This window comes from Nonomuraea sp. NPDC001636 (assembly GCF_040298265.1).
Lineage (GTDB): Bacteria > Actinomycetota > Actinomycetes > Streptosporangiales > Streptosporangiaceae > Nonomuraea.
Window position 1 is genome coordinate 291,544 of sequence record NZ_JBEOZT010000006.1, and the last position, 26,210, is coordinate 317,753.

The 26,210-nt window shown below is 72.7% G+C and carries 28 protein-coding genes; 16 read left to right on the forward strand and 12 right to left on the reverse strand.

The genetic code is table 11. The features are described 5' to 3' along the window. Window positions 1-11: 11 nt before the first annotated feature. A complete protein-coding gene (locus ABT158_RS15490) occupies window positions 12-248 on the reverse strand; it encodes a DUF397 domain-containing protein (protein WP_352323675.1) in 237 nt (78 codons plus the stop codon). After that, window positions 249-1,115: a Sco1979 family transcriptional regulator gene (locus ABT158_RS15495; RefSeq protein ID WP_498703442.1), complete on the reverse strand. Its 867-nt coding sequence runs from the start codon at window positions 1,113-1,115 to the stop codon at window positions 249-251. It lies immediately after the preceding gene. A 187-nt stretch (window positions 1,116-1,302) separates the two neighbouring features. Here ABT158_RS15495 and ABT158_RS15500 point away from each other — a divergent pair, with 187 nt between their 5' ends. Both ABT158_RS15500 and ABT158_RS15505 read left to right on the forward strand, forming a co-directional pair. Continuing rightward, entirely contained in the window at window positions 1,303-1,797 is a 495-nt protein-coding gene (locus tag ABT158_RS15500; RefSeq protein ID WP_352353567.1) for an ATP-binding protein, read from the forward strand. A gap of 77 nt (window positions 1,798-1,874) precedes the next feature. Next, complete coding sequence (locus tag ABT158_RS15505) at window positions 1,875-4,292, forward strand: helicase-associated domain-containing protein (RefSeq protein ID WP_352353569.1); 2,418 nt, start codon at window positions 1,875-1,877, stop codon at window positions 4,290-4,292. Here the strand turns inward: ABT158_RS15505 and ABT158_RS15510 are convergent. Continuing rightward, window positions 4,286-5,299 carry an ABC transporter substrate-binding protein gene (locus tag ABT158_RS15510; protein ID WP_352353571.1) on the reverse strand — a complete coding sequence of 338 codons (1,014 nt, stop codon included), beginning with the start codon at window positions 5,297-5,299 and terminating at the stop codon, window positions 4,286-4,288. The two genes, ABT158_RS15505 and ABT158_RS15510, sit on opposite strands and share 7 nt — an antisense overlap. 85 nt (window positions 5,300-5,384) lie before the next feature. On the opposite strand from ABT158_RS15510, the gene ABT158_RS15515 reads away from it, so the two are divergent. The 3 genes from ABT158_RS15515 to ABT158_RS15525 are packed head-to-tail and all read left to right on the forward strand — an operon-like array spanning window position 5,385 to window position 8,265. Continuing rightward, on the forward strand, window positions 5,385-6,458 hold the full coding sequence (locus tag ABT158_RS15515) for a FecCD family ABC transporter permease (RefSeq protein WP_352353573.1): 1,074 nt from the start codon (window positions 5,385-5,387) through the stop codon (window positions 6,456-6,458). Then, the gene (locus ABT158_RS15520; RefSeq protein WP_352353575.1) at window positions 6,455-7,462 is read left to right on the forward strand and encodes a FecCD family ABC transporter permease; all 1,008 of its coding nucleotides are present in this window, start codon (window positions 6,455-6,457) and stop codon (window positions 7,460-7,462) included. The genes ABT158_RS15515 and ABT158_RS15520 overlap by 4 nt, the downstream gene beginning before the upstream one ends. Continuing rightward, window positions 7,462-8,265, forward strand: coding sequence for an ABC transporter ATP-binding protein (locus ABT158_RS15525; RefSeq protein WP_352353577.1), 804 nt, complete (start codon window positions 7,462-7,464; stop codon window positions 8,263-8,265). Before ABT158_RS15520 ends, ABT158_RS15525 begins: the two co-directional genes overlap by 1 nt. 15 nt (window positions 8,266-8,280) lie before the next feature. Here the strand turns inward: ABT158_RS15525 and ABT158_RS15530 are convergent, their stop codons facing one another. Continuing rightward, window positions 8,281-8,919, reverse strand: coding sequence for a TetR/AcrR family transcriptional regulator (locus ABT158_RS15530; RefSeq protein WP_352353579.1), 639 nt, complete (start codon window positions 8,917-8,919; stop codon window positions 8,281-8,283). 37 nt (window positions 8,920-8,956) lie between these two features. Between ABT158_RS15530 and ABT158_RS15535 the strand changes: the two genes are divergently transcribed. After that, window positions 8,957-9,274: a rhodanese-like domain-containing protein gene (locus ABT158_RS15535; RefSeq protein WP_352353581.1), complete on the forward strand. Its 318-nt coding sequence runs from the start codon at window positions 8,957-8,959 to the stop codon at window positions 9,272-9,274. A 19-nt stretch (window positions 9,275-9,293) separates the two neighbouring features. Here ABT158_RS15535 and ABT158_RS15540 read toward each other — a convergent pair whose 3' ends face one another. Continuing rightward, window positions 9,294-10,547 carry an ArgE/DapE family deacylase gene (locus ABT158_RS15540; RefSeq protein ID WP_352353583.1) on the reverse strand — a complete coding sequence of 418 codons (1,254 nt, stop codon included), beginning with the start codon at window positions 10,545-10,547 and terminating at the stop codon, window positions 9,294-9,296. A 55-nt stretch (window positions 10,548-10,602) separates the two neighbouring features. Here ABT158_RS15540 and ABT158_RS15545 point away from each other — a divergent pair, with 55 nt between their 5' ends. Continuing rightward, window positions 10,603-11,526, forward strand: a complete 924-nt coding sequence (locus ABT158_RS15545; protein WP_352353585.1) for an endonuclease/exonuclease/phosphatase family protein — start codon at window positions 10,603-10,605, stop codon at window positions 11,524-11,526. 76 nt (window positions 11,527-11,602) lie between these two features. Then, a complete protein-coding gene (locus ABT158_RS15550; protein ID WP_352327236.1) occupies window positions 11,603-11,923 on the forward strand; it encodes a GroES family chaperonin in 321 nt (106 codons plus the stop codon). Here ABT158_RS15550 and ABT158_RS15555 read toward each other — a convergent pair. Continuing rightward, window positions 11,918-12,847, reverse strand: a complete 930-nt coding sequence (locus ABT158_RS15555; RefSeq protein ID WP_352353587.1) for a TolB-like translocation protein — start codon at window positions 12,845-12,847, stop codon at window positions 11,918-11,920. The genes ABT158_RS15550 and ABT158_RS15555 overlap by 6 nt on opposite strands. 72 nt (window positions 12,848-12,919) lie before the next feature. Continuing rightward, entirely contained in the window at window positions 12,920-13,375 is a 456-nt protein-coding gene (locus ABT158_RS15560; RefSeq protein ID WP_352353589.1) for a TIGR02611 family protein, read from the reverse strand. 149 nt (window positions 13,376-13,524) lie between these two features. Between ABT158_RS15560 and ABT158_RS15565 the strand changes: the two genes are divergently transcribed. From ABT158_RS15565 to ABT158_RS15575, 3 genes are all read left to right on the forward strand, one after another. Further along, window positions 13,525-14,430 (forward strand): phosphotriesterase family protein, encoded by a 906-nt coding sequence (locus tag ABT158_RS15565; protein WP_352353591.1) that lies wholly within the window; start codon window positions 13,525-13,527, stop codon window positions 14,428-14,430. Between the two features lie 340 nt (window positions 14,431-14,770). After that, window positions 14,771-16,090, forward strand: a complete 1,320-nt coding sequence (locus ABT158_RS15570; protein ID WP_352353593.1) for a sensor histidine kinase — start codon at window positions 14,771-14,773, stop codon at window positions 16,088-16,090. Window positions 16,091-16,191: 101 nt separating this feature from the next. Further along, window positions 16,192-16,842 (forward strand): response regulator transcription factor, encoded by a 651-nt coding sequence (locus ABT158_RS15575; RefSeq protein WP_352353595.1) that lies wholly within the window; start codon window positions 16,192-16,194, stop codon window positions 16,840-16,842. 48 nt (window positions 16,843-16,890) lie between these two features. Here the strand turns inward: ABT158_RS15575 and secY are convergent, their stop codons facing one another. After that, the gene (secY, locus tag ABT158_RS15580; protein ID WP_352353596.1) at window positions 16,891-18,180 is read right to left on the reverse strand and encodes a preprotein translocase subunit SecY; all 1,290 of its coding nucleotides are present in this window, start codon (window positions 18,178-18,180) and stop codon (window positions 16,891-16,893) included. Between the two features lie 85 nt (window positions 18,181-18,265). Between secY and ABT158_RS15585 the strand changes: the two genes are divergently transcribed. Continuing rightward, window positions 18,266-18,862, forward strand: coding sequence for a P-loop nucleotide/nucleoside kinase family protein (locus ABT158_RS15585; protein WP_352353598.1), 597 nt, complete (start codon window positions 18,266-18,268; stop codon window positions 18,860-18,862). On the opposite strand, the gene ABT158_RS15590 is transcribed toward ABT158_RS15585, so the two are convergent. Beyond that, a complete protein-coding gene (locus ABT158_RS15590; RefSeq protein WP_352353600.1) occupies window positions 18,804-19,424 on the reverse strand; it encodes a TetR/AcrR family transcriptional regulator in 621 nt (206 codons plus the stop codon). The two genes, ABT158_RS15585 and ABT158_RS15590, sit on opposite strands and share 59 nt — an antisense overlap. A 52-nt stretch (window positions 19,425-19,476) precedes the next feature. Here ABT158_RS15590 and ABT158_RS15595 point away from each other — a divergent pair, with 52 nt between their 5' ends. After that, window positions 19,477-21,750, forward strand: a complete 2,274-nt coding sequence (locus ABT158_RS15595) for an excinuclease ABC subunit UvrA (protein WP_352353602.1) — start codon at window positions 19,477-19,479, stop codon at window positions 21,748-21,750. Here ABT158_RS15595 and ABT158_RS15600 read toward each other — a convergent pair. Next, window positions 21,659-22,438: a putative hydro-lyase gene (locus ABT158_RS15600; protein ID WP_352353604.1), complete on the reverse strand. Its 780-nt coding sequence runs from the start codon at window positions 22,436-22,438 to the stop codon at window positions 21,659-21,661. The genes ABT158_RS15595 and ABT158_RS15600 overlap by 92 nt on opposite strands. Window positions 22,439-22,650: 212 nt before the next feature. Here ABT158_RS15600 and ABT158_RS15605 point away from each other — a divergent pair, with 212 nt between their 5' ends. Both ABT158_RS15605 and ABT158_RS15610 read left to right on the forward strand, forming a co-directional pair. Then, window positions 22,651-24,282, forward strand: coding sequence for a sodium:solute symporter family protein (locus ABT158_RS15605; RefSeq protein ID WP_352353606.1), 1,632 nt, complete (start codon window positions 22,651-22,653; stop codon window positions 24,280-24,282). Next, on the forward strand, window positions 24,279-24,446 hold the full coding sequence (locus ABT158_RS15610; RefSeq protein WP_352353608.1) for a hypothetical protein: 168 nt from the start codon (window positions 24,279-24,281) through the stop codon (window positions 24,444-24,446). The genes ABT158_RS15605 and ABT158_RS15610 overlap by 4 nt, the downstream gene beginning before the upstream one ends. A 105-nt stretch (window positions 24,447-24,551) precedes the next feature. Here the strand turns inward: ABT158_RS15610 and ABT158_RS15615 are convergent, their stop codons facing one another. Then, window positions 24,552-24,791 carry a hypothetical protein gene (locus ABT158_RS15615; RefSeq protein WP_352353610.1) on the reverse strand — a complete coding sequence of 80 codons (240 nt, stop codon included), beginning with the start codon at window positions 24,789-24,791 and terminating at the stop codon, window positions 24,552-24,554. Beyond that, a complete protein-coding gene (locus ABT158_RS15620; protein WP_125631040.1) occupies window positions 24,791-25,015 on the reverse strand; it encodes a DUF6158 family protein in 225 nt (74 codons plus the stop codon). Before ABT158_RS15620 ends, ABT158_RS15615 begins: the two co-directional genes overlap by 1 nt. Window positions 25,016-25,111: 96 nt before the next feature. Between ABT158_RS15620 and ABT158_RS15625 the strand changes: the two genes are divergently transcribed. Continuing rightward, on the forward strand, window positions 25,112-26,044 hold the full coding sequence (locus ABT158_RS15625; RefSeq protein WP_352353612.1) for a LysR family transcriptional regulator: 933 nt from the start codon (window positions 25,112-25,114) through the stop codon (window positions 26,042-26,044). Window positions 26,045-26,210 lie beyond the last annotated feature (166 nt).

Below are 26,210 nucleotides of genomic sequence, written 5' to 3' on the forward strand. Positions count from 1 at the left end.
TGAACAGGCTGTTACACGAGGAGGCCGTCGAACTCGCCGTCCTTCGCGCCGAGCACCAGGGCCCGGATCTCGTCGCGGGTATAGATGAGAGCAGGACCGTCGGGGAAGCGCGAGTTGCGGACCGCGATCCCTCCGTCGGGAAGCTCCGCGAGCTCCACGCAGTTGCCCTGCGAGTTGCTGTAGCGGCTCTTGCGCCAGGCGACCTGGGTGAGGTCGGCCGCGGGCATGCCGTTGTAGGTGTGGTTCATCTACATCTTTCTGAGAAGACCGCCGATGAGCTCGACGGTGCCCCCTGGCGTGGTGCTTTCCACGCACAGTTGCTCCATGGCGGTGAGGTACGGGTCGATGTCCTCACGTTTGTCCAGGTACAGGGCACCCCAGAGCTGCTCGACGTAGACAACGTCCGACAAATCGGACTCGGGAAACCGCAAGATGCTGAACGCGCCCCCCTCGGCGGCGTGCTTGCCGAACCTGAAGGGCATCACCTGGAGGGTGATGTTGGGCAGGGCGGCGACTTCCAGCAGATGCTGGAGCTGCTCGGACATGACCTCTCGCCCGCCGATGGTCCGCTTGAGCGCCGCCTCGTCGATGACGGCCCACAGCTTGGGGCCGTCCTTCTGGGTGAAGCGCTCCTGGCGCTGCATGCGCATGTGCACGCGGCGCTCGATCTTGTCCGGACTCGCGTCGGGATTGCCGAGCTGGAAGACCGATCGCGCGTACGAGGCCGTCTGCAGCAGGCCGGGCACGAACTGCACCTCATAGGTACGGATCACGCTCGCGGCCTCCTCCAGGCCCACGTACGTCGTGAACCACGAGGGCAGCTCGGCGGAGTACTTGTGCCACCACCCGGGGGTGTTGGCCTCACGGACCATCTCCAGCAGGGCACGGCGTTCGGCATCGTCGACGACGCCGTACAGGGTGAGCAGGTCCTCCACGTCACGTGTCTTGAACCCGACACGCCCGAGCTCCATACGGCTGATCTTGGATTCGGACGCCCGGATGTGGAACCCGGCCTGGCCGCGGTCGAGCCCGGAGGCCTCGCGCAGGCGCCTGAGGCTCGCACCCAGCATGATGCGCCGAACGGTCGAGCCGGAGCCGGGCGGATCAATGGACACGTGCTGCTCCTTGTGTCGTTTCCTTGAAGACACAGTCTGTCACTTGGCGGCCGAAAGATCATGGGCCGCGGACAAGATCCCCTTTCCCCCATATTGACCACTTGAGGAGAACCGTAGCGGTTGCACGAGTTGTCTGCACGTGCATTCGCTCTTGCACCTGCACGAGAGATTGCCGCAGAATGATCACGTGCAATCCACCACGGCGCCCGGCCAGTGGACCACGTTCGACTGGTGGCCGCCCGTCGGCTGGTGGCCGGAGGCGGCTCGCGATCTCCTGGTGACCGGCCCGTCCGCGAGCGCCACGTACGTGCTCCCGCCCACCGCCTCCTCGGTCCACTCCGCGCGCAGCTTCACCACGGGGACCCTGTCCGGCTGGGGGCTCGGCGAGCTGGTCGAGAACATGGAACTGGTGGTCTCCGAGCTCGCCACCAACGCCCTGCGCCACGGCCTGCGCCTCGACGAGCCCCACTGCCAGCGCCCGGTCCACATGTCCCTGGTGCGCCGCGGCTCGCTCGTCACCAGCGCGTTCACCGATCCCGGCACCTCGGTGCCCGTGCTGCGATACCCTGGCCCCCTTGACACCGGCGGCCTGGGTCTCCACATCGTCGAATCACTCAGCCTCCGCTGGGGGTGGTCGGCACTCGCGCCCCACGGCAAGATCGTCTGGGCGGTCCTCTCCTGAGAGAGGGGTGCTCTGCACTACCGTGGATGGTCATGGCTCACGGTGAGTCCCACGCGACCCCATGAGAGTGCTGACAGATGGAAGATCACCTGCTCGGCTGGCTGCGCACACTAGACGAAAACCGGCTTGCCCGCATCCTGGCCAACAGGCCCGACGCCATCGCGCCGCCCTGGCCCCGCAGGCTCGACACGCTGGCCCAGCGCCTGGGCAACGGCTTCGCCGTCATGGAGGCCATGCGGGGGCTGCCGCTGCCCGCCCTGCAACTGGCCGAGGCGGGCCTGACCATGACCCGGCCGACGCCCGAGGGGCTGGCCGCCTTCCTCGGCGTCCCGGGCGAGACGGTGGCCCCCTGGCTCGACCATCTGTACGACCACGCGCTGGCCTGGCCCGACGCCGACGGCGTGATCCATCTGGCCGAGGGCGTGGCGCGCTGGTGGGCGGCGCCGCTCGGCCTGGGCGAGCCGCTGGAGCACTACCTCAACTCCTGGACGATCAGCAACGACGCCCTGCGCGCCCTGGCCCGCGTGCTCGGCCTGCCCGCCCACGGCAACAAGCGGCGCACGATCGCCCGCGTCATCGAGCTGCTGTCCGACCCCGGCCGCCTCGACCGGCTGACGGCCACCGCCCCCGACGGCACGCTCGCGCTGCTCGGCCGCTTCGCCTGGGACGGCCCCGCCCGCGACGTCGACGGCGGCCGGTTCGTCACCCCCGGCACGCCGGAGAAGTGGTGCGCCGACCACGGCCTGCTGTTCCGCCCGAGCTGGCACGTCGCCGAGCTCCCGCGCGAGGTGGCGCTGTGCCTGCGCGGCCCCGCCTACCATCCGCCGTTCCAGCCCGAGGCGCCCGAGGTGGCCTCGATCCCGGTCGACCCCGAGGAGGTCGACCACCTGATGACGCTGGCCGCCCCGCACGTGGTCGAGCGCTGCGCGGCCCTGCTCGACAACACCTCCAAGACGCCGCTGCCGCTGCTCAAGACCGGCGGCGTGGGCGTGCGCGAGGTCCGCAGGGTGGCCAAGGAGACCGGCTGCGACGAGGACGAGACCCGCCTGCTGCTGGAGGTCTGCGCGGTGGCCAGGCTGCTGGCCTGGGACGAGCAGTCGGGCGGCATGATCCCCACCGAGCGCTTCGACCGCTGGCGGCTCGACGAGGGCTCGGCCCGGCTGCGGGTGCTGCTGTCGGCGTGGTGGCGGATGGAACGCTCGTCCCTGCGCAAGGTCGACGGCAAGTACGCCACCGTGCTCGGCGACGACCCCTCGGGCAGCGCGGTGGCCAGGGTGCGCAGGGCCGTGCTGGCGGCGCTGGCCCATCTGCCGGCCGGCACCGCCTTCGCCGACCGCGACAGCCTCGTGCGCAACGTCCACTGGCACGCCCCGCTGCTCGACCAGGCGCTGCTGGCCGAGTGCGCGCCGGCCGTGCTGGAGGAGGCCACGCTGCTCGGCCTGCTGGCCAACGGCGCGCTCACCGACCTCGGCCGCGCCCTGGCCGGGCTGACCGCCGACCCCGGCGACGAGAACGACGACGCCGTCCCGCGGGTCGAGCACGATCCGCTGCTGGCCGAGGCGTCCACCAGGGCGCTAGCCAGCGTGCGCAGGAGCGCGCTGTTCGGCCCCGACCTCACCGCGGTGGTGACCGGGCCGCCGTCGGCCGAGCTGGCGGCGCTGCTCGACCGGGTGGCCGAGCGCGAGTCGCGCGGCGCGGCCTCGGTGTGGCGTTTCACCACCGAGAGCGTGCGCGGCGCGCTCGACCACGGCTACGACGCCGACGAGCTGCTCGACGAGCTGGCCACGGTCGGCACGATCCCGCAGCCCCTTGAGTACCTGGTGCGCGACACCGCCCGCCGGCACGGCGAGGTGACGGTCTCCACGGTCGGCTGCGTGGTGCAGGCCGGCGACACCGCGCTGCTCGCCGAGATCGCCGGGCACCGGCGGCTGGCCCGGCTGGGCCTGCGGCTGCTGGCCCCCACGGTGCTGATCAGCGCGGCCCCGGCCGAGCGCACGCTGGCCGCCCTGCGCGAGAACGGCTACTCCCCCGTGCCGGTCTCCGACACCGGCGAGATCACCATCCACCGGGCCAGGGCCGAGGAGCCGCACAACGGCAAGCTGATCCTGCTGCCCGGCGGGCAGGTGGCCGAGCTGTCGGAGTTCACGCCCGGCTCGGATCCGCACGCGCCGTACGTGATCGCCGAGCCGGCTCCCGACCCGCACGAGCACGCCCGCCGCCTGGTCGCGGCCGGCCGGGACGACTCCGGCAAGCACGGCCGCACCTGGGCGGTCATCGGCAGGATGGCGACCAGACTGCCGACCGCCCAGCAGTCGCTGCTCGGCTTCGTCGTCGACCGCGGGGTGCGGGCGGGCATCACGCTGGCCGACGGCCTGACGGCCACGATCAGCCACGGCGAGCTGCGTGCCGGGGCGCTCGACGCCTGGTGCGAGGAGGCGGGCGACTACCTGGAGTTCCCGCTCGCCGAGATCGTCGAGGTGCGCGGGGCCTACTGAAGCACCTTGGCCTTCTTCAGGTTCGCCACCAGCTCCTCCAGGAACGCGGCGTAGCCCTGGTAGCTGAAGGGGGCCTCGGCGCGCCACGGGTAGAGCTGGCCCGCCTTGACCGCCGGGAGCTTGGCGAAGGTGGGCTTCCTCAGCATCTCCTCGGGCTTGAGCGACTGGGTGCGGGTGTCGTAGAGGATCACGTCGGCGTCGTAGGTGTCGGCGTTCTCCCAGCTCAGGGTCTGGAAGAAGCCGCCGTCGTCGACTTTCGAGGGCTTGACGACGTTCAGGCCGTTCTCGGTGAGATGCACGATGTCGGGGTACTCGGGCGGGTTGACGACCCACATGGCGTCGGCGCCGCCGGACATCAAGAGGATCCTGAGGTCCTTGAAGGCGGCCAGTTCCCTGGTCGCGGCCTCCATGCGGGCCTTGGCCTCGGGCACGCCCCGGAGGTCGGCGCCCAGTGACCTGGCCAGTTCCTCGTACCTGCCGATCACCTGGGTGGCGCTGCGGCCGGTGAGCATGACGCCGGCGGTGGGGGCGACCTGCTCGATGGTCTCCTTCGACTTCGCCGGCACGTACCAGAGGTCGCCCTTGACGTACATGCTGCTGACCAGCAGGTCGGGCTGGAGGGAGATGTACTTCTCGACGTTGAACTCGTCCCAGACGTTGCCCAGGCCCTCGACCTCGGCGATGTCGACGTTGCCGACCTGCGGGTCCCTGGATCCGTCGGCGAGCTTGTGCGGGCCGAAGACGGCGACCGGGCGCACGCCGAAGTCCCACAGCGCGGCGGCGGCGCCCACCTGGGCCACCACCCGGGACGGGCGCTTGGGCAGGTCCAGCTTCTTGCCGCGGTCGTCGGTGAACGTCCAGCCCTGCGCGGCGGGCGCGGCCGAGGCGGTCGCGCCGCCGTCGCCCGCCGCCCGGGTGCCGCCGCCGCAGGCCGACAGTGTCAGGGCCGCCGCGAGCCCTGCCGTGGCGGCCAGGAAGCCTCTGCGCGCGAATACCGGTCCCGACATGTCCGTCTCCTAAGGTTAGGCTTGCCTTCTTACGGAGACATTAGATTAGCCTTACCTAAGTTTGACCGCTACGAGAGGGGGTCGGGTGCGCCCGGCTGAGGACACGGCTGAGCCCGCCGGCGGGCGTCCGCCGGCGACCGTGGAGGGGACGCGACCGCGCCGGCCCGCGTCCGTGCTGGTGATCGGGCTGGTCGTGACCGCGGGGGTGCTGGCGCTGGTGGCGATGGCGAGCGTGGCGCTCGGGGCGCGGTCGGTGCCGTTCTCGACGGTGATCGACGCGCTGCTCGCCCCCGACGGCTCCAGCGACCACGTCGTCATCCGCGAGCTGCGCATCCCGCGCACGCTGCTCGGCATCGGCGTCGGCGCGACGCTGGGCCTGGCGGGGGCGCTCATCCAGAGCCTGACCCGCAACCCGCTGGCCGACCCCGGGCTGCTCGGCATCAACGAGGGCGCCGCGCTCGGCGTCACGCTCGCGCTCGGCCTGTTCGGCCTCTCCGACCCCGCCGTGTACGTCTGGTTCGCCTTCGGCGGCGCCGCGGTGGCCTCCGTCGTCGTCTACGCGCTGGCCGCGGCCGGCCGCTCCGGCGCCGGACCGGTACGCCTGGCGCTGGCCGGGGTCGCGCTCGGCATGGTGTTCACGGCCGTCGCCTCGGCGATCCTGCGCATGGACGCGCAGACCTTCGACCGGATGCGGTTCTGGCTGACCGGCTCGCTGGCCGGGCAGAACGCGGACACGCTGGCGCGGCTGGCGCCGTTCATGGTGGCGGGGCTGGCGCTCGGGCTGGCGCTGGCCAGGCCGCTCAACATGCTCTCGCTCGGCGACGACGCCGGGCGCTCGCTGGGCGTCGCGGTCGGCAGGACGCGCGTCCTCACCGGCGTGGCCGTCACGCTGCTGTGCGGGGCCGCGACCGCCGCCGCCGGGCCGCTGTGGTTCGTCGGGCTGGTCGTGCCGCACGCCGTGCGCGCGCTGGTGGGCGGCGACCAGCGGTGGGTGCTGCCGTACTCGGCGCTGGCCGCGCCCGTGCTGCTGCTGGGCGCCGACGTCGTCGGGCGGCTGGTCGCGCGTCCGGGAGAGGTGCAGGTGGGCATCGTGTGGGCGGTGATCGGCGCGCCGATCTTCATCCTGCTGGCCCGGCGCAGGCGGGTGGCGGCGCTGTGACCGTACGTCTCGGCCCCTGGTCCGTCCGGCTCGCGCCCCGGTCGCTGCTCGTCTGCGCCGCCCTCGTGGCGATCGGCTGCGGGGTGGGCGTGGCGGCGATCGCCACCGGCGAGTTCACCGTCTCCGTGCCCGACGTCCTGGACGCCCTGTTCGGCCAGGGCACGCCGGTCGCCGAGCTGATCGTGAGCAGGTTGCGGGCCCCGCGCGTGGTCACCGGGCTGCTGGTGGGGGCGGCGTTCGGGGCGGGCGGCGCGATCTTCCAGAGCCTGACCAAGAACCCCCTGGGCAGCCCCGACTTCGTCGGCTTCACCGCCGGCGCCTCGACGGGCGGCATCCTCGCCGTCGTCGCGGGCGGCTCGGCCATGACGATCGCGGGCGGCGCGCTGGCCGGCTGCGTGGTCACCGCCGTCCTGGTCTACGCGCTGGCCTTCCGGCGCGGCGTGCAGGGCTACCGGCTGGTGCTGGTCGGCATCGGGGCCAACACGCTGCTGCTGGCGGTCAACAACTACCTGCTGACCAGGGCCAACATCAACGACGCGGCCACCGCGGGCGCGTGGCTGACCGGCAGCCTCGCCGGGCGCGGGTGGGCCCACGCGATCCCGGTCGCGGTGGCGCTGGCCGTCCTGCTGCCGGTGTGCGCGCTGGTGGCGCGGCCGATGCGGATGATCGAGATGGGCGACGACGCGGCCAGGGCGATGGGCGTCAAGGTCGAGGCCGTACGGGCCGCGGCCATCACCGCCGGGGTGCTGCTGACCGGCGTGGCCACCGCTGCGGCCGGGCCCGTCGTCTTCGTCGCGCTGGCCGCGCCGCAGATCGCCCGCCGGCTGATCCGCTCCCCCGGCGTCACGATGGGCGCCTCGGCGCTCATGGGCGCGGTGCTGCTCACCGCCTCCGACCTGGTCGCCCAGCGGCTGCTCGCGCCGACCCAGCTCCCCGTCGGGGTGGTCACCGCCGCCATCGGCGGCACGTACCTCGCCCTGCTCCTGCGAAAGGACCGTCACTGATGATTGACCACCGCCTGTCGGGCACCGGCCTCACCCTCGCCTACGACCAGCGCGTCGTGGCCGCCGAGCTCAGCGTGGCGATCCCGGACGAGTCCTTCACCGTGATCATCGGCCCGAACGCGTGCGGCAAGTCCACGCTGCTGCGCGCGCTGGCCAGGATGCTCAAGCCGAGGAAGGGCGCCGTGCACCTGGACGGCAGCGTGATCACCGCGCTGCCGTCGAAGGAGGTGGCGCGGCGGCTGGGCCTGCTGCCGCAGAGCTCGATCGTGCCCGACGGGATCAGCGTGGCCGACCTGGTGGCCCGCGGCCGCTACCCGCACCAGCGGCTCATGCGCCAGTGGTCGAGGGCCGACGAGGCGGCCGTGGCCGAGGCCATGCGCGCGACCGACGTCGCCGGGCTGGCCGACCGGATCGTGGACGAGCTGTCCGGCGGCCAGCGGCAGCGGGTGTGGCTGGCCATGGCGCTGGCCCAGGAGACGCCGATCCTGCTGCTGGACGAGCCCACCACGTTCCTGGACATCTCCCATCAGATCGAGGTGCTCGACCTCTGCGCCGACCTGCACGAGGCCGGCCGGACCATGGTCGCCGTGCTGCACGACCTCAACCAGGCGTGCCGGTACGCCACCCACCTGATCGTCATGCGGGCCGGCGAGGTCGTGGCCGAGGGCGTGCCCGCCGAGATCGTCACGCCCGAGCTGGTCCACCGGGTGTTCGACCTGCGGTGCGAGATCATCCAGGACCCGCAGTCGGGCACGCCGATGATCGTGCCCGAGGCGCGGCGGCGGGTGACCGCTCCCGCCTGAGCCGAACAACTCGAGCTAGACCGGCCGGACGAGGGCGGCGGCCAGGGCCGTGATGCCCGCGGCGGCGCGCTCGCGGCCGTACTCCTCGCGCAGCACCCCGGCCGCCTCCGCGCCCATCGCGGCCAGCAGGGTGTGGGCGAGCACGTCGGCGTCGGCGCCGGGCCGGGCCTCGGCCAGCAGGATCGCGACGTGGCGGTGCCAGAAGCGGTAGGCGCCGATGCGGTAGCGGGCCCCCGGGCTGGCCGTCTCGGACATCCGCACCAGGTCGAGGTGGGCGTAGAGGTAGTCGAGGTAGGCGGCCGTGAAGGCGGTCAGGCGCTCGGCGGCCGCAGCGCCGGGGCCGACGGGCGGCGGCCCCGACAGCACGCGCTGCTGCAGGTCGCGTTCGCGGGCGTCCAGCAGCGCCACCGCCAGCCCCGACTTGTCGCCGAACCGGCGGAACAGCGTGCCCTTGCCGACGCCCGCCTCGGCGGCGACCGCGTCCATCGACACGGCCTCCACGCCCTTCTCGGCGAACAGCCGCGCGGCGGCCGCGAGCACCTTCTCCCTGTTGCGCGCCGCGTCCGCGCGTTCCCTGACCGGTTTGCCGGTCAGCAGCTCCAGCGGCTCGCTTGACGAACCGGACTGCGGTCCGTTAGGTTCCTGGCCATTCACACATCCGGACTCTAGTCCATTTCGCTCGGAGGCCACAATGACCATCACCCGCGAGGAGCTGCACGCCCGTCTGGGCAGCGTGACCGTGCTGGACACGCTCGGCGGCTCCTCCTACGCCCAGCAGCACCTGCCCGGGGCCGTCGCCCTGGTGGAGAGCGAGGTCGCCGAGCGCGCCGCCGAGCTGCTGCCCGACAAGGACGCCACCATCGTCACCTACTGCTCCAACCCCGCCTGCGGCAACAGCAAGGCCGTGGCCAACCGGCTGACCGCGCTCGGCTACACCGACGTGCGCCGGTACGCCGAGGGCATCGAGGACTGGGTCGGGGCCGGCCTGCCGGTCGAGTCGTCCCTGTGACGGTCGTACCGGGAACCGCTCACAGGACGCCGCAGCGGCGCACCGCGAGCAGCGCCAGCGCGCGGGTGACCTCGCGCAGCTCGGCCAGCTCGACCTGCTCCCTGGGCGCGTGCGCGAACCGGACGTCCCCCGGGCCGTAGTGCAGGGTCGGGACACCTGCCGCCGCGTACAGGCGCAGGTCGCTCCCGTACGGCGCGGCGGCCTCGGCCGGACGGCGGCCCGCGACGTCGGCGACGGCCTGGTCGACCGCGCCGAGCAGCTCGTGCCCGGCGGGCAGCCGGCCGCTGGCGAACTGGCCGCCCGGCCAGGTCACCGCAGGCGGGTTGTCCCGCAGCCACGGATGGCCGGTCGAGGCGACGGCCTCCTCGAAGGCCGCCCGCGCCGCGGCCGGGTCCTCCTCCAGCCGCACGCCGAGGCGTCCCTCGGCGACCAGCAGGTCCGGCACGGTGCTCGCCCAGTCGCCGGCCCGCACGGTGCCGACCTCGATGGGGTACGGCATGGGGTTGGCGCCGAAGAGCTCCGGCACGTCCCGGTTGCGTTCGGCCTCCAGGCGCCTGATCGCCTCGAACACCGGCCAGAAGACCTCGATCGCGTTGACGCCCTCGTACCGCGTGGCGCCGTGCGCGGCGCGGCCGGCGATCTCCAGCCGGAAGGTCTGCGCGCCGGCGTTGGCGGTGATGACCGCGCCGCTGGTGGGCTCGGTGATCACCGCGGCCTCCGCCGTGTGCCCCCTGGCCAGGGTGGCGAACGCGCCGAGGCCGCCGTCCTCCTCGCTGATCACGCAGTGCACGGCGAGGGGCCTGGCCAGGCGTACCCCCGCCCGCTTCAGCGCCCGGACGACGGCCAGGTTGGCCACCAGGCCGGCCTTCATGTCGCAGGCGCCCCTGCCGTGCAGCACGTCGCCGGTGATCCGGGCGGCGAACGGGTCGCTGCCCTCCCACTTGGCCAGGTCGCCGGTCGGGACGACGTCCACGTGGCCCTGGAGGGCCAGCGCCGGCACGCCCTCGCCCTCGGTCACGGCGACGACGCCGTAACCCTCCTGCCTGGGGGCCTCGGTGCCGGGGAAACCGGCGCGCGCGGTGAGGTCGGCGAGGTCGAGTTTCCAGACGTCCACGTCCAGGCCGGCCTCGGTGAGCAGGCGGGCGAAGCGGTGCTGGAGGTCGGACTCGGCGTCGGTGCCCGTGACGCTCGGGACGCGCACCGCCTCGGCCAGCAGACCGACGGCCTCCGCCTCGTCGATGGCGTTCAGGACCCGGGCTTCCACGTCGCGCATGCAGCACACTTTCTCACGCCGTGAACGCCTTTCACGACATATGGCGATACAGAACGTGCGTAGCTGGATGAGCTGGATCGCGGTGACGCCGTTCGCCGTCTGGGCGGCGGTGCGCCTGAGCGGGTTCGAGCCGGACTGGCCGTGGGTGCCGGCGGTCGCGTTCACGCCGCACGCGGCGGTGGGGGCGGCGCTGGGCCTGGCACTCGCCGGGCTGCTGCGGCGGTGGGCGGCGGGGGCGGTCGCGCTGGTCACGGTGCTGGCGCTGGGCGTCGCGGTGCTGCCCCGCGCCCTGCCCGACCCCGCGCCGGCCGCCCACGGCGCGCCGCTGCGCGTGCTGGCCGCCAACCTGCTGGTGGGCACGGCCGACGCGACGGAGCTGGCCGGGCAGGTCAGGTCGCTGCGGCCGGACGTGCTGACGTTGCAGGAGTTCACGCCCCTCGCCGAGCGGCGGCTGGCGGCGGCCGGGCTGCGCGAGCTGCTGCCGTACGCGGTGACGTGGCCCGCCCCGGGCGCGGGCGGCTCGGCCGTGTACGCCCGCCATCCCCTCACCGCCGGCGAGCTGATCGAGGCGGGCGGGTTCGGCCAGGCCACGGCCGTGCTGAAGCACCCCGGCGGGGCCCGGGTGGAGATCGTCTCGGTGCATCCGTGCGCCCCCAAGCGGACGGGCCGGCGGCCGTGCTGGCTGGCGGGGCTGCAACGCCTGCCGCGCGGCGGCGGACGGCTGCGCGTGCTGGCCGGCGACTTCAACGCCACCCTCGACCACCTCCCGCTCCGCGAGCTGCTGGCCGCCGGCTACCGCGACGCGGCCGACGCCATGGGCCGGGGCCTGTCTCCGACGTGGGGCGGATGGGGGCCGCTGCCCGGCGTGGCGATCGACCACGTGCTGGCCGGCGACGGCATGGCCGTGCGGGACTTCCGGGTGCTCGCGCCGGTCGGCAGCGACCACCGTCCGGTCTACGCCGAGCTCCTGCTGCCGTGACCCGATCTCCGGGGAAGGCGGGACCTGGGACGATCGCGGGATTTTCGGAGCTGCGGCGGCTCGTAAACTGTGACCCGTGGAAGCGCCCAAGTTCGAGATTCAGATGCTGCACGACCGAGTGATGATCCGGCTGGAGCAGGAGGCCGAGGAGCGCCGCAGCGGCTCCGGGATCGTCATCCCCGCGACGGTCAAGATGGCCAACCGGCTGGCGTGGGGCGAGGTCTGCGGCGTGGGCACGAACGTGCGCGCGGTCAAGGTGGGCGACAAGGTGCTGTTCAACCCGGAAGACCAGTTCGAGGTCGAGGTGCACGCGCGGGTCTACCTCGTCATGCGCGAGCGCGACCTGCACGCGGTGGCCACCCAGGAGACCGACCACGGCACGGGCCTGTACCTATGACACCCGGGTCCTGGCGAAGTTGACCCACAGCTCGGCGGCCCAGGTGGCGGCGGGCACGTCCGCGAGCACCCGCGTCGTCCGGCCGGTCAGGTCGAGCACCGACAGGCGGCGGCCCTTCCCCGCCGTCGTGACGGCGATCAGGTGGGTGTCGTCCCACCAGCCGAACAGGGCCGCCGGCTTGACGGCCACGCGCTGGGCGATCGTGCCGGTGGCCAGGTCGACCAGGCACACCTGCTCCTTGAAGCGCGAGGGGCACCACGTCGTCAGGCGTTTGCCCGAGGGCGCGTAGGAGTCCTCGGGGCCGGTCGGCAGGCCCACGTCCGCGTACGTGCGCAGCACCGCGCCGTCCGTGGGGCGGTAGACGCGCAGGCCGGTGCCGTACATGCTGACGAGGTTGCCGTCGGGGCTCCACCAGAAGCCGGCCTTCCGGGCCAGGCCCGCGACGCGGACCGTGCTCGCGGTGCCCGCGCGCACGTCCACCACCGTGAAGCCGAGCACCCGCCACGTGCCGCCGCTCTTCTGCTCGACGGTGAGCGCGAGCTTCCTGCCGTCCCTGGACCAGGAGGCGTAGGCCGCCGTCATGGGCTTCTTGACGGTACGGATCCGCGCGGTCTTGCCGGTGGCCCGGTCGGTGACCACCACCGAGTCGTAGCCCGCCCGGTACGCGGACGGCACCCCGGCCGTCAGGCGGCCGTCGGGCGAGACCGCCACCTCCGACAGGCCCTTCTGCCGGGTGAAGGCGTCGCCGGTGGCGGCGCGCAGGTACGTGCGTCCGGTGCCGAGGCCGTACGCGCTCAGCCGTACCGGATCGCCCGATTTCTCGTGATATTTCATGCCGCCGGTTTCCGGCAACGTCAGGTCGGCCCGAGCGGCGGCCGGGGCGAGGAACGTCAGCGACAGCGCGACGGCGAGGTGAGCGAGCACGCCCGCAGAATAGGCAGGGAAAGGCGGCGATTCCGGGAACGATAACGACCCGGTCTGAAATCCCCTGCGGAACTAGACGAAACGCTGGGCGATCTCCAGCAGGTCGATGCCGAGCGTCAGCATGCCGAAGTAGACGATCACCGCGGCGGCGGCCACGGTCACCAGCAGCACGAGGATGCGCACCGTCCAGCCCTGCCGCTTGTACCACTGCGTCCAGGCGTGCAGCGTCTGCTTGCCGAACTCCAGCACCCGGTGGGCCCAATGGAACTCGGTGGCCAGCACCGCCAGCCCGGCGAACACCACGAGCCAGCCGGGCCCGGGGAACGGCACCATGATCAGGCCGCCGACCACCATCACCGCGCCGATGACGCCGACCACGATCTTCAGCGTGAGCGCGCCCGCGCGGGTGGACCGGATGCCGTCGAGCCGGCCCTTCAGACCGCTGCGGCGGGCGGGCATGGCGGAGCGGTCGGCGGCCTCGTCCTTCATCACGTCGGCGTCGCCCGTCTCGGAGTTCTGGATCGGCACGTCTCCCCCGTGTCGTCGGCTGTCTCTCAGGATACGGCCCACATCGACAGGAACACTTGCAGACCACTAGCAGGTCGCCAAACAGGACGAAGAGTAAAATTTCCCGCCAGAAGGAAGGGGATTCCGGCAACTATCGGTTAATGTCTGCTATGCCCGAGGTCATCCTTCGCACCGTCACCGGCCCCATCCGCGCGGCAGCGGTGAACGGCGCCGTACTCCCCCACGAGCACCTGCGCAACGACATGCGCTGGGCGGTCGGCATCGACTCCGACCCCCACCGCTGGCTCGACGAGGAGACCACTGTCACGGCGGAGCTCCGCGAGCTGCGCCAGTCCGACGAGCTCAACCTGGTGGTCGAGCTGACCTGTCTCGGCATGGGCCGCGACGCCGCCGCCCTGGCCCGCATCGCGGCGGGCAGCCGGGTGCCGGTGATCGCCTCGACCGGCTTCTTCGCCCAGCCGTTCACCGACGTCGGCGACGAGGACGTCGAGCAGCTCACCCGGCGCCTGATGACCGAGATCTCCAGCGGCGTGGACGGCACGGGCGTCTTCCCGGGCGTGATCGGCGAGGTCGGCAGCTGGGGCCCCGAGCCCACCGCCCGCGAGGAGCGCTGCCTGCGCGCCGCCGCCCGCGCCTCCCGGCAGTCGCGCCTGCCCGTCGCCACCCACGGCCAGAACGCCCCGGCGCTGCTGGAGATCCTGCTCGGCGAGAACCTGCCCGGCTCCCGCGTGGCCGCCGGCTACTCCGGCGACCTGGGCGGCGCCCGCAAGATCGCCGAGGCGGGCGCGTACGTCAGCCTCAGCGTCCTGGCGCTCGGCCCCGACCAGGCGGCCAGGATCGCGCTCGGCCTCATCGAGGACGGCCACGCCGACCGCCTGCTCCTCAGCACCGGCCTGAGCCGCGTGGCCCAGGTCCAGCGGTACGGCGGCTGCGGCTACGCCCACCTGTTCCACAGCCTGCTCCCCCGCCTGCGCGAGGCCGGCACCGGCGAGGACGTCATCCGCCTGATCACCCACGACAACCCCCTGCGCTGGCTCACCGACGGCATGCGCTGACCCCGAACCCCGCCGCCGCCCCGGCTGACCGACCGGACCCCGCCGCCGCCCCGGCTGACCGACCGAACCCCGCCGCCGCCCCGGCTGACCGACCGAACCCCGCCGCCGCCCCGGCTGACCGACCGAACCACGATCCCTGCGCCGGCTGACCAACTGGACCACGATCCCTGCGCCTGCTGACCCAGCGGGCAGTTCCTCGTCGAGGAGCGTGCGCATGCCCGAGGGGCTGATCCCGGCCCTGTCGTCAAGATCGTCTCGGGGTGGGCGGGCGGGCGGTGATCGGGCCGTGCCGCCCAGAACTCGCTAGGATCGGGGCGACACGAGCCTGGCCGGGTGGGGGATGGTGAGCGAGCACACGCAACGCGGCGGGCGCCTGCGCAGGTCGTTCGCGGCGCTGTCGCGTCTGAGCCGGGTGGGTGACGTCCCGGTCGTCGTCATGCTGGCTTGGGCCGGGTGGCTGGCCGTCCCGTGGTCGTTCAGCGGTCTCGCGCAGGCCAGGGCCGCGGCAGCGGCGGCCGCCGCCGACGCCGAGCCCCCGCCCTCGTCCCACGCCTCCGACACCGCGTCGCCGCCGTCCGCCCTCGCTCCTCACAGCAAGTCGCCGTCCGCGTTCGCCTCGCACACCGCGTCGCCGTCCGGGCTCGCCTCGCACACCGCGTCGCCGTCCGGGCTCGCCTCGCACACCGCGTCGCCGTCCGCGTTCGTTCCGGGTGCGTCCGTTGCTGGGGGCGGGGGGCTTTGCGGTCTGGGGGCTGGGGGTGCGGCTTCCGGGCGCGGGGCCTGGCCGGTGGGTGCGGCCTGGGGGATCCCGGCGCCCGCGGTCGCCCATCCCGCCGCCACCGTTCGTCCCGCCCGGCCCACCGCCACCGCCGACGCCTTCGCGACCGCCACCCCGCACGCGCCGAACGCCGTCCCGCACACACCGGAGACCGTCCGGCACACAGCGGGGGGCGTCGCGCACACGGCGGAGGCCGTCGCGCACACGGCGGAGGCCGTCCCGCACGCGGCGGACACCGTGTTCGGGCAGGCGGAGGCCGTGCTCGGGCGGTCGGGGGCTTTCCTCGGCAAGGCCGAGGTGGCGGCGGCCGAGCGGGCGCGGATCGCCGGGGAGGTGCACGACGCCGCCGGTCACGGGCTCGCCGCCATCGCGATGCAGGCCGGGCTCGCGCTCGTCGTCCTCGACGACGACCCCGAGCAGGCACGGGCCTCGCTCCGGGCGATCAGGGAGACCAGCACCACCGCCCTGGCCCACCTGCGCGCCGCACTCGACGGCATCGACCCGCCGGCCGCCGACCTGCCCGGCCTCATCGCCGGCGTACGCGCCGCGGGCCTGCCGGTCGACGTCGAGCCCGCCGATCTCGCCGATCCCGCCGTGCCCGCCCACCTCAGGGACGCCGTCTACCGGGTGGTCCGCGAGTCCCTCACGAACGTGCTCCGGCACGCCGGCCCGACCAGGGCCTCGGTGCGCCTGGCCGACGGCCCGTGCGTGTTCGTCCTGGAGGTGGCCGACCGCGGCGCGGGCTGGAACGGCGCCGCCGAGGGCCGCGGGCTGGCCGGGATGCGCGCCCACGTCACCGGGGCGGGCGGCCGGCTCACAGCCGGGCCCCGCGAGGGCGGCGGCTTCCAGGTGACCGCCCGCTTCCCCCGGTACGAGGCATGACCGCCCCCGGCCCAGGCTCCCACCCCTCAGGCCCGGACACGCCGGCCCCCGGTCAAGCCCTGCCCGGTGCAGCCTCGCCCGGTACCGACGCCGGGGGTCGCGTGATCAGGGTGGCGGTCGCCGACGATCAGGCCGTCGTGCGGATGGGGCTGCGGGCGCTGCTGGAGCGGGAGCCCGGCATGGAGTGCGTGGGCGAGGCGGCCGACGGGGCGGCGGCGCTCGACCTGATCCGCCGCACCCGTCCCGACGTGCTGCTGCTCGACATCCGCATGCCCGGCACCGACGGCCTGTCCGCGTTGCGCGCCGTGGCCGCCGATCCCACGCTGGCCGGCACCCGGATCGTCGTGGTGACCACGTTCGCCGTCGACGAGTACGTCTTCGCCGCCCTCCAGGCCGGGGCGAGCGGCTTCGTGCTCAAGGACAGCGCGCCCGACGAGCTGGTCAACGCCGTGCGCGTGGTGGCGGCGGGCGAGGCGCTGCTGTCGCCGTCCATCACCAGGAAGGTCATCGGGCTGTTCGGCCGCGGCGGCGCCGAGCCCGTCGAGGGGCTGGGCACGCTCACCCCGCGTGAGCGCGAGCTGGTGGCGTGGGTGGCGACGGGCCGGTCCAACGACGAGATCGCCAGGGAGCTGGTGATCAGCCCCGACACCGTGCGCACGCACGTCAGCCGGGCCATGGTCAAGTTGCGTGCCCGCGACCGGGCCCAGCTCGTGGTGTTCGCCATGCGGGCCGGGCTCGCGCCGCCGGTCTGAGCCGGGCACGCGGCCTGCCCGAGGAAGCCCTCGCGCCCGGCCCGCGGTCTATCGCAGGAAGCCCTCGTAGTTGCGCTGCTGGAGCTGGGCCTCGATCTGCTTGACCGTGTCCAGCCCGACGCCGACCATGATGAGCACGCTGGTCCCGCCGAACGGGAAGTTCTGCTGCGTGCCGGGGTCGCGCAGGATCGCGAACGCCACCAGCGGCAGCAGCGCCAGCACGCCCAGGTAGACGGCTCCCGGCGCGGTCAGCCGCGACAACACGTACGCCAGGTAGCGGGCCGTCGGCGCGCCCGGCCGGATCCCCGGCACGAATCCCCCGAACCGCCGCATGTTGTCGGCCACCTCGACGGGATTGAAGGTGATCGCGACGTAGAAGTAGGCGAAGGAGACGATCAGCAGCACGTACACGCTCATGTAGAGCGGATGGGTGCCGGCGGTCAGGTTGCGCGAGACCCAGGCGCCCGCCTCCGCGCCGAGCAGCGGCGCGGCCAGCGTCGGCACGTAGAGCAGCGACGAGGTGAAGATCACCGGTACGATCCCCGCCTGGTTGACCTTGAGCGGGATGTACGTGCTGCTCCCCCCGTACATGCGCCGCCCCACCATGCGCTTGGCGTACTGGACGGGCACCCGCCGCTGGGCCTGCTCGACGAACACCACCGCCGCCACCAGGCACAACCCGGCCGCCAGCATCACCGCGAACCCGAACGGCGTGAGCACGAAGATCTTCGCCATGTACCCCGGGAACACGGCCACGACCTGCGTGAACATGAGGATCGACATGCCGTTGCCGATCCCCCGGTCGGTGATCAGCTCGCCCATCCACATGACCACGCAGGTGCCCGCGACCATCGTCGCCACGATCACCGACACCGCGAGCAGCCCCTGGTCGCGCAGCAGCGGACGGGCGCAACCGGGCAGCAGGTTCCCCGAGCGGGCCAGGGTGACGACGGTCGTGGCGTTCAGGACGGCGAGGCCGACGGTCAGGTATCGGGTGTACTGGGTGATCCGCGCCTGCCCGTTGGACCCCTCCTTCCTGAGCGTGTCGAGCCGCGGCACCACGACGGCGGACAGCTGCAGGATGATGCTGGCCGTGATGTAGGGCATGACGCCCAGCGCGAACACCGACAGCTGGAGCATCGCGCCGCCGCTGAGCATCTGCATCATGTCGAAGACGCCGCCGCTCGCCGAGCCCACGCACTGCCGCACGGCCACGACGTCCACGCCGGGGGCGGGCATGATCTGGCCGAGGCGGAACAGCACGATCAGCCCCAACGTGAACAGCAGTTTCCTGCGCAGCTCCGGCACCCGGAACGCTCTGGCGAAGACGGTCAGCATGAGCAGGAAGTCTGTCCGCGGGCGGGCCGGACGTCGTCCGCCCAGGCGAGGCACTCGTGTACGCAGATCCGCGTAGGTTGGGCGCATGACGACCGTGTGGGTGATCAGCGGGCCGCCGGGGGCGGGCAAGTCCACGGTGGCGGCCGAGCTGCTGGCCCGCCTGTCGCCGGTGCCCGCGCTGCTCGACAAGGACACCGTCTACGGCGATCTCGTCGCGGAGGTCCTGCGGGCCCACGGCCGCGACGAGGGCGAGCGCGAGGGTCCCTGGTACGACCGGCACGTCAAGCACCACGAGTACACCGGCCTGACCAGGATCGCCGCACAGATCCGCGGCCACGGCTGCCCGGTGCTGCTCGACGGCCCGTTCACCGCGCAGGTGCACGACGCGGCGCGGTGGGCGCGGTGGGTGGCGGAGCTGGGCGGCCCGCCCGTGCGCCTGTTGTGGGTGCGTTCGGACGGCCCGACGCTGCGCGCCCGGCTGGAGGCGCGCGGCCTGGCCAGGGACGCGGGCAAGCTGGCGGCCTTCGCCGACTACCTGCGCAACATCCGGGTGGACGAGCCGCCCGTCGTCCCGCACCTGGAGATCGACAACCGGCGGGGCGCGCCACCGATCGGCGACCAGCTCACGGCGGCGGGTACACCGCCGCGAACACGGCCGGCAGCCGGGGGACGAGCCGGGTGAACCGCCCTTCCTCGTAGGAGGCGCCCGGCTCGTTGCTGAGCTGCTGGGACACGGGCCCGGCGATCAGGCTCGCGGCCAGGGCCAGCCCCTCCTCGCCCGCGGCGTCGGGGTGCAGCTCACCGCGCCCGACGGCGGCCCTGATCAGCTCGGCGAAGTGCTCGTGGACGGCCAGCGCGGGCGCGTACGCCTCGGGCGAGGGCGTGAACCCCGGCACCGGCCGCCAGAACATCAGCTGGGCCAGCACCTGGTTCTCCATGATCCACCGCGCTCCGGCCTCCAGGGACGGCCCCATGGCCGCCAGCCCCGGCTCGTGCGGCCCGGCCCCCCGCCGCACGGCCTCCAGGTAGCCCTCCTGCCCGCGCCGGAACAGGGCGTCGTAGACCGCGTGCCGGGACGGGAAGTACTTGTACAGCGACGGCGGCTGGATGCCGAGCCGCCTGGCCACGGTCGCCAGGCTCAGCCCCGCGACGCCCTCCTCCGCCATCACGTCGAGGGCGATGCGGAGGATCTCGGCCTGCGTCTCGGCTCGCCGTCGTGCTCGCCGGTCGGGAATGTCAGCCACATGAATTAGCTTAGGCTATAGGCAGTAGCCAAAGCTATGGGGGGTGTGGCACGTGTCGCGCGACATCGAGCTGATCGGCCTGCGACAGAACAATCTCAAGGACGTCTCGCTGCGGCTGCCCAAGGAGCGGCTGACGGTGTTCACCGGCGTGTCGGGGTCGGGCAAGTCCTCGATCGTGTTCGGCACCATCGCCACGGAGTCGCAGCGGCAGCTCAACGAGACCTTCAGCGCGTTCGTCAGGAACCGGCTGCCCAAGCACGAGCGCCCGCGCGCCGAGCGCATGTCCGGCCTGACCGCCGCCGTGATCGTGGACCAGAAGCCGGTCGGCGGCGGCGCCCGCTCGACCGTGGGCACGATGACCGAGGTGCACGCGATCCTGCGGGTGCTGTTCTCGCGGCGCGGCGAGCCGTCGGCGGGGCCCGCCACGGCGTACTCGTTCAACGACCCGCAGGGCATGTGCCCGGTCTGCGACGGTCTGGGGAAGAAGGTGGAGGCCGACGTCGGCAAGCTGCTCGACGAGGACCTCTCCCTGAACGAGGGCGCGATCCGCATGGCCCCGCCCGGGTCGTACGTGTGGCAGCTCTACGCCAGGTCGGGGCTGTTCGACCCGGACAAGCCGCTGCGCGGCTTCACGCCGCAGGAGCGCGACCTGCTGCTGTACGGCGGCGGCTTCAAGGTCAGCCGGGGCGAGTACACCAACACCTACGAGGGGCTGGTCACCCGGTTCGAGCGGGTCCACCTCAAGCGCGACCTCGACCAGCTCGACAAGGCGGCGGCGCCGTACGTGCGGCAGGCCACGTGCCCCGAGTGCGGCGGCCGGCGGCTCAACGCGGCCGCGCTGGCCTCGCTCATCGACGGGCGGTCCATCGCCGACCACTGCGCGATGGAGGTGACCGACCTCATCGGCGTGCTGGAGGGCCTGGGCGACCCGGTGGCGGAGGCGGCGGTGGAGTCGTTGCGCCGGATCGACGCCATCGGCCTCGGCTACCTCAGCCTCGACCGCGGGACGCCGACGTTGTCGGGCGGCGAGGCGCAGCGGCTCAAGACCGTGCGGAACCTGGGCAGCAGCCTCACCGGCATGACGTACATCTTCGACGAGCCCAGCGTGGGGCTGCACCCGCGTGACGTCCACCGGCTCGGCGACCTGCTGGTCGAGCTGCGCGACAAGGGCAACACGGTGCTGGTCGTCGAGCACGACCGCGACCTGATCGAGCTGGCCGACCACGTGGTGGACATGGGGCCGGGCGCGGGCACGCGGGGCGGCCGGGTCGTGTTCGAGGGCACGGTGGCGGCGCTGACGTCCGGCGGCACGCTGACCGGCCGCATGCTGCGGCGGGTCACCGGGCTCAAGGACGCCGTGCGCGCCCCCGCCGGCTGGCTGACCGTCGAGGGCGCGAACGCCCACAACCTCAAGGACGTCACCGTACGGGTGCCGCTCGGTGTGCTCACCGCGGTCACCGGGGTGGCCGGGTCGGGCAAGAGCACGCTGATGCGCCAGGAGCTGGTCGCCCGGCATCCGCACGTGGTGCTCATCGACCAGTCGGCCATCGGCGGCTCGCCGCGCTCGACCCCGGCCACGTACCTCGATGCCATGGACCCGCTGCGCAAGCTGTTCGCCGACGCCAACGGGGTGCGGCCGGGGCTGTTCAGCTTCAACTCGGCCGGGGCGTGCCCGGTGTGCAAGGGGCGCGGCGAGATCAAGACGGACCTGGCGTTCATGGACCCGGTGACCCGGGTGTGCGACGCGTGCGGAGGCAGCCGGTACAGCCCGGAGGCGCTGTCGCACACGGTGCAGGGCCGCACGATCGCGGACGTGCTGGCGATGACGGCCGAGGAGGCCGCGGGCCTGTTCGACCTGCCGGGCATCGGCGGGCTCGGCGAGCTGGGGCTCGGCTACCTGACCCTCGGGCAGCCGCTCAGCACGTTGTCCGGCGGGGAGCGGCAGCGGCTCAAGCTGGCGCACCGGATGCGCGAGCGCGGCCAGGTGTACGTCTTCGACGAGCCGACGACCGGGCTGCACATGGCCGACGTGGACACGCTGCTGGCCCTGCTCGACCGGCTGGTGGACGGCGGCGACACGGTCATCGTCGTCGAGCACGACCTCGACGTGGTCAAGCACGCCGACTGGGTCATCGACCTCGGCCCCGAGGCGGGCCGGCACGGCGGCGAGGTGATCTTCGAAGGCACCCCGGCCGAACTGACCGAAGCATCCACCTATACCGCGAAATATCTGGTCAAGTCACTCGATAGTCGTCGTCCCGGACGTCCAGCACGGCCATGTGACCGGGCAGATGACCGATCGCGTACTCCACGCCGCTCGCCATGACCGCCGCCTGCGGCGTCACCCCGCAGGCCCAGAACAGTGGCACGTCCCCCGGCCGCAGCTCCACCGGGTCACCGAAGTCGGGACGCCCCAGGTCGGGCACGCCGATCGCGGCCGGGTCGCCCACGTGCACCGGCGCGCCGTGCACCCGCGGATACCTGCCGCTCACCTCGACGGCCCGCCGCACCAGCTCCTCCGGGACCGGCCGCATGGAGACGACCAGCGGCCCCGCCAGCGAGGCGGTGGACTCGCACGGCACGTTCGTGCGGTACATCGGCACGTTCCTGCCCTGCTCCAGGTGCCGCACCGGGACGCCGGCGGCCAGCAGCGCCGCCTCGAAGGTGAAGCTGCAGCCGATGAGGAACGGCACGAGGTCGGCCCGCCACTGCCCGGTCACCTCGTCCAGGTCGGCCACCGGCTCGCCGTCGCGGTAGAGGCGGTAGCCGGGCAGGTCGGTGCGCAGGTCGCCGCGGAACAGGGCGGTCGACCAGGCGCCCGGCTCGCCCACGTCCAGCACGGGGCAGGCCCGGGGGTTGCGGTGGGCGAACAGCAGCAGCTCGTACCGCAGGGCGGCGGGCACGGCGATCAGGTTGGCCTGCGTCCAGCCGCGGCACCAGCCGGCGGTGGGCACCCGTTCGCCGACGCGGAAGCGGGCCCGCGCCTGCGCCGGGGTCAAGGTGGCGACGTCCACCTCTCGACACTATGGCGACCGCCCCCGCCGGTCCACAACACACCCCACCACAACGCCCGCGCGCACGCGCTCCACAACGCACCTCACCACGACGCACCTCACCACGACGCACCTCACCACGACGCCCGCCGCACGCCGCCGTTCACCCCGGCAACCCTCGCACCCCGCCCGCGGTGCGGCTATCGCGGTGATTTCCGGGTAGCGGGCCGGTTGTGCGATTAGACGTCAACCTCCTCGACTACCTGCTCATCGCGGTCTACTTCGCCACCGTGCTCGCCATCGGGTTCGCCGCCCGCCGCCGGATCAGCTCCAGCCTCGACTTCTTCCTCGCGGGCCGCGGACTGCCCGCCTGGATCACCGGACTGGCGTTCGTGTCGGCCAACCTGGGCGCGATCGAGATCCTCGGCATGGCGGCCAACGGCGCCCAGTACGGCGCGATGACCGTGCACTACTACTGGATCGGCGCCGTCCCCGCGATGGTGTTCCTCGGCATCGTGATGATGCCCTTCTACTACCGCTCGAAGGTGCGCAGCGTCCCGGAGTTCCTGAGCAGGCGCTTCAACGGCGCCACCCAGCTGCTGAACGCCCTCATGTTCGCGGTCGCGCAGATCCTCATCGCCGGGGTGAACCTGTACGCGCTCGCCCTGGTCATGGAGGCCCTGCTGGGCTGGCCGCTGCCGGTGTCGGTGGTGGTCTCGGCGCTGATCGTGCTCTCCTACATCACGCTCGGCGGCCTGTCCTCGGCCATCTACAACGAGGTGCTGCAGTTCTTCGTGATCCTCGCCGGGCTGATCCCGCTGACCGTGCTCGGCCTGGTCAAGGTCGGCGGCGTGGCCGGGCTGTTCGACAAGGTACGGCAGAGCGCGCTCGGCGAGGGCGGCCTGCACACCTGGGCCGGGACCGCCGGCGCCAACCCGATGCAGGCCCACTGGATCGGGATCGTCTTCGGGCTGGGGTTCGTGCTCTCCTTCGGCTACTGGACGACGAACTTCGCCGAGGTGCAGCGCGCCCTGTCGGCCAGGAACACCAACGCGGCCCGGATGACGCCGATCATCGCGGCCTTCCCCAAGCTGTTGATCCCGCTGGTCACGGTGCTGCCCGGGATGATCGCGCTGGTGCTCTTCGGCGACCTGGGCAAGGGGCAGGACTACAACGACGCGATCCCGCTGCTCATGCGCGACCTGCTGCCGAACGGCGTGCTCGGCGTCGCGGTGACCGGGCTGCTGGCCTCGTTCATGGCGGGGATGGCGGCCAACATCAGCGGGTTCAACACGGTGTTCACCAACGACATCTGGCAGGCGCACGTACGGCCCGACCGGCCGGACGGCCACTACCTGAAGGTCGGACGCGTCGCCACCGTCGCCGGCGTGGCGCTCGGCGTGGGCACGGCGTTCATCGCGGCCGGCTACTCCAACATCATGAACTACCTGCAGGCGCTGTTCAGCTTCTTCAACGCGCCGCTGTTCGCGACGTTCGTCGTCGGGCTGTTCTGGCGGCGGATGACGCCGTGGGCCGGGTTCTGGGGGCTGCTGGCGGGGACGCTGAGCGCCTTCGCGTCGTACTTCGCCTATAAGGCCGGCGTGGTGGACTTCGGCACCGAGCTGAACGCCAGCTTCTGGGGCGCGGGCATCGCCTTCGCCGTGGACGTGCTGGTGTCGGTGATCGTCACGCTGGTCACCACACCCAAGCCGGAGCGGGAGCTGCGCGGCCTGGTGTACGGCCTGAGCGCCGCGGACCTGGAGGGCGACGCCCTCGCCGGCGACGAACGCTGGTACCGCTCGCCGGTGCTGCTCGGCACCGGCGCCGTGATCCTGGCCGCCCTGTTGTACGGAGTGATCCTGTGAGCGACATCCGGATGGTGATCGGCGGGCTGTTCCTGCTGTACGGCGTGATCCTCGTCGTCGCCGGCCTGCTGGGGGACGCGGTGAACCTGTGGACGGGCCTGCCGATGGCCGTCTTCGGCGCCGCCTTCGTCCTGTGGGCCCGCCTCCGCCCCCTCAAGCCCTGACCGCACCGACCTCGCCGCGCCCCTACAGCCCACAGGCCGTACGCCCGGCCTGTGGGCTCCGCACCGGCACCGCTGCGGCGGCGGCGCGGAGCCGTCCGCGCCCGTTCAGTACTCGACCTCGAAGGTGTGGGGACCGAGGCCGTACCCGTCGTCCCGCGGGACGACGTACCCCTGGTTCACGAGGGCGGCCAGGCTGTCGCGCACCTCGTCGTCCTCCAGGCCGGTCGCCCGGATCACCGCCTCCAGTCCGGCCACGCCGCCGGATTCGACCGCCTGCGAGGCCACCGCCTCGTAGACGTGGATGTCGACGTCCGACAGCTCCTGGACGTCATGCCCCTCGGACATCAACGTTGCCTCGCCCCCTCCCTCAGCCTGGCCGGATCGACCTCGCGGTCGGGGAACCTGCGAAGGTATTCCGCCTCTAGCTCATTGGTACGGGAAGTGTGACGTGCCAGAGCATCGTCTGATCCATGGAAGAATGTGTCACTACGAGTGGCATGGAGTTGCCGCAGCTCGCGTACCACATCCTCGTCGCTGAGCTGGGCCGGATCTATTCCCATCGTCGTCATGGGTTCCCCCTACCCCAGACACCCCCGACAATATCTGTCACAATTCCTGACATATAGCCATTGTTTGGGAGCGATTCGTCGCCTTACCTTCCCGGTATGGACCTTGAGCTCAGGCACCTCAGGATCGTCCGCGCGGTAGCGGACGCGGGAAGTGTGAGCAAGGCCGCGTCCCTGCTCGGGCTGGCACAGCCGGCCCTCACCGCCCAGCTCAAACGGATCGAGAGGGTGCTCGGCGGCGCCCTGTTCGAACGTGACCGCCACGGGGCGCGGCCCACGCGACTCGGCGAGCTGGTGCTCGCCCGGGCGCGCGTGCTGCTCCCCGCGGCCAAGGAATTGCAGGACGAGGCCGTACGATTCGCCCACACCCCCTCCCCCGGCTTCCGCATCGGCGCCACCAACGGCCCGATACTCGGCGGCCTGGTCGACCGGCTGGCCGCGGAGCGCACGGTCACCACGTTCACGTCGTGGTCAACGCACGAGCTGATCAACATGGTCGAGCTCGGCCGCCTCGACTACGTGCTGACCGGCGCCTGCGGCGACTCCGGCACCCCCACAGGAACGCTCCTGTGGGAGACGATCAGCGTCGACCCGGTCTTCGCCCTCGTCGGCGAGGACCATCCGCTCGCCAAGGAGAAGGAGGTGGAGCTGGCCGACCTGGCCGGCGAACAATGGGCCGTCACCCCCGGCGACGGCTGCTTCGCCGACTGCTTCGCCATGGCCTGCGCCCGAGCCGGCTTCACCCCCGGAACGATCTACGAGACGGACGTCCCGACCTGCACCCACCTCGCCCAGGTGGGCCGCGCCGTGGTGCTCTGCCAGGCGACCCACCAGGCCCTGCCGGGGCTGGCCATGGTCCCGCTCTCCGGCGCGCCGCTGCGCTGGCGGCAACTCCTCGGCCGCCACCCCACCGCCCCCGACGCCACCTGGGTGGTCGCCCAGGCCAAACAGGCACACACCGAGGCCGTACGCCGCAGTCCGGTCTACTCCGATTGGCTCGTACGCAACCCGGCGTACGGCACCGCGCCATAACACCCTGATAGGAGTGAAGTAGTAACTCCTCGCCCCCTGGGCCCGCCGTTACCGTGACGGCACCCCCAGCGGCGGGAGACAAGCCAGCTCCACCCGCCGGCGCTGATCGCGAACGCGATCGGCGCATCAGCCATGTCCAGGCCCCGCCGCCACGACCTGCCACGAC

What these genes read in the sequence shown, in the direction of transcription:
- ABT158_RS15490 (WP_352323675.1), bottom strand. Translation starts at nt 248, where the DNA reads ATGAACCACACCTACAACGGCATGCCCGCGGCCGACCTCACCCAGGTC.
- ABT158_RS15505 (WP_352353569.1), top strand. Translation starts at nt 1,875, where the DNA reads ATGGAAGATCACCTGCTCGGCTGGCTGCGCACACTAGACGAAAACCGG.
- ABT158_RS15510 (WP_352353571.1), bottom strand. Translation starts at nt 5,299, where the DNA reads ATGTCGGGACCGGTATTCGCGCGCAGAGGCTTCCTGGCCGCCACGGCA.
- ABT158_RS15525 (WP_352353577.1), top strand. Translation starts at nt 7,462, where the DNA reads ATGATTGACCACCGCCTGTCGGGCACCGGCCTCACCCTCGCCTACGAC.
- ABT158_RS15535 (WP_352353581.1), top strand. Translation starts at nt 8,957, where the DNA reads ATGACCATCACCCGCGAGGAGCTGCACGCCCGTCTGGGCAGCGTGACC.
- ABT158_RS15540 (WP_352353583.1), bottom strand. Translation starts at nt 10,547, where the DNA reads ATGCGCGACGTGGAAGCCCGGGTCCTGAACGCCATCGACGAGGCGGAG.
- ABT158_RS15565 (WP_352353591.1), top strand. Translation starts at nt 13,525, where the DNA reads ATGCCCGAGGTCATCCTTCGCACCGTCACCGGCCCCATCCGCGCGGCA.
- ABT158_RS15570 (WP_352353593.1), top strand. Translation starts at nt 14,771, where the DNA reads ATGGTGAGCGAGCACACGCAACGCGGCGGGCGCCTGCGCAGGTCGTTC.
- secY (WP_352353596.1), bottom strand. Translation starts at nt 18,180, where the DNA reads ATGCTGACCGTCTTCGCCAGAGCGTTCCGGGTGCCGGAGCTGCGCAGG.
- ABT158_RS15585 (WP_352353598.1), top strand. Translation starts at nt 18,266, where the DNA reads ATGACGACCGTGTGGGTGATCAGCGGGCCGCCGGGGGCGGGCAAGTCC.
- ABT158_RS15615 (WP_352353610.1), bottom strand. Translation starts at nt 24,791, where the DNA reads ATGTCCGAGGGGCATGACGTCCAGGAGCTGTCGGACGTCGACATCCAC.
- ABT158_RS15620 (WP_125631040.1), bottom strand. Translation starts at nt 25,015, where the DNA reads ATGACGACGATGGGAATAGATCCGGCCCAGCTCAGCGACGAGGATGTG.
- ABT158_RS15625 (WP_352353612.1), top strand. Translation starts at nt 25,112, where the DNA reads ATGGACCTTGAGCTCAGGCACCTCAGGATCGTCCGCGCGGTAGCGGAC.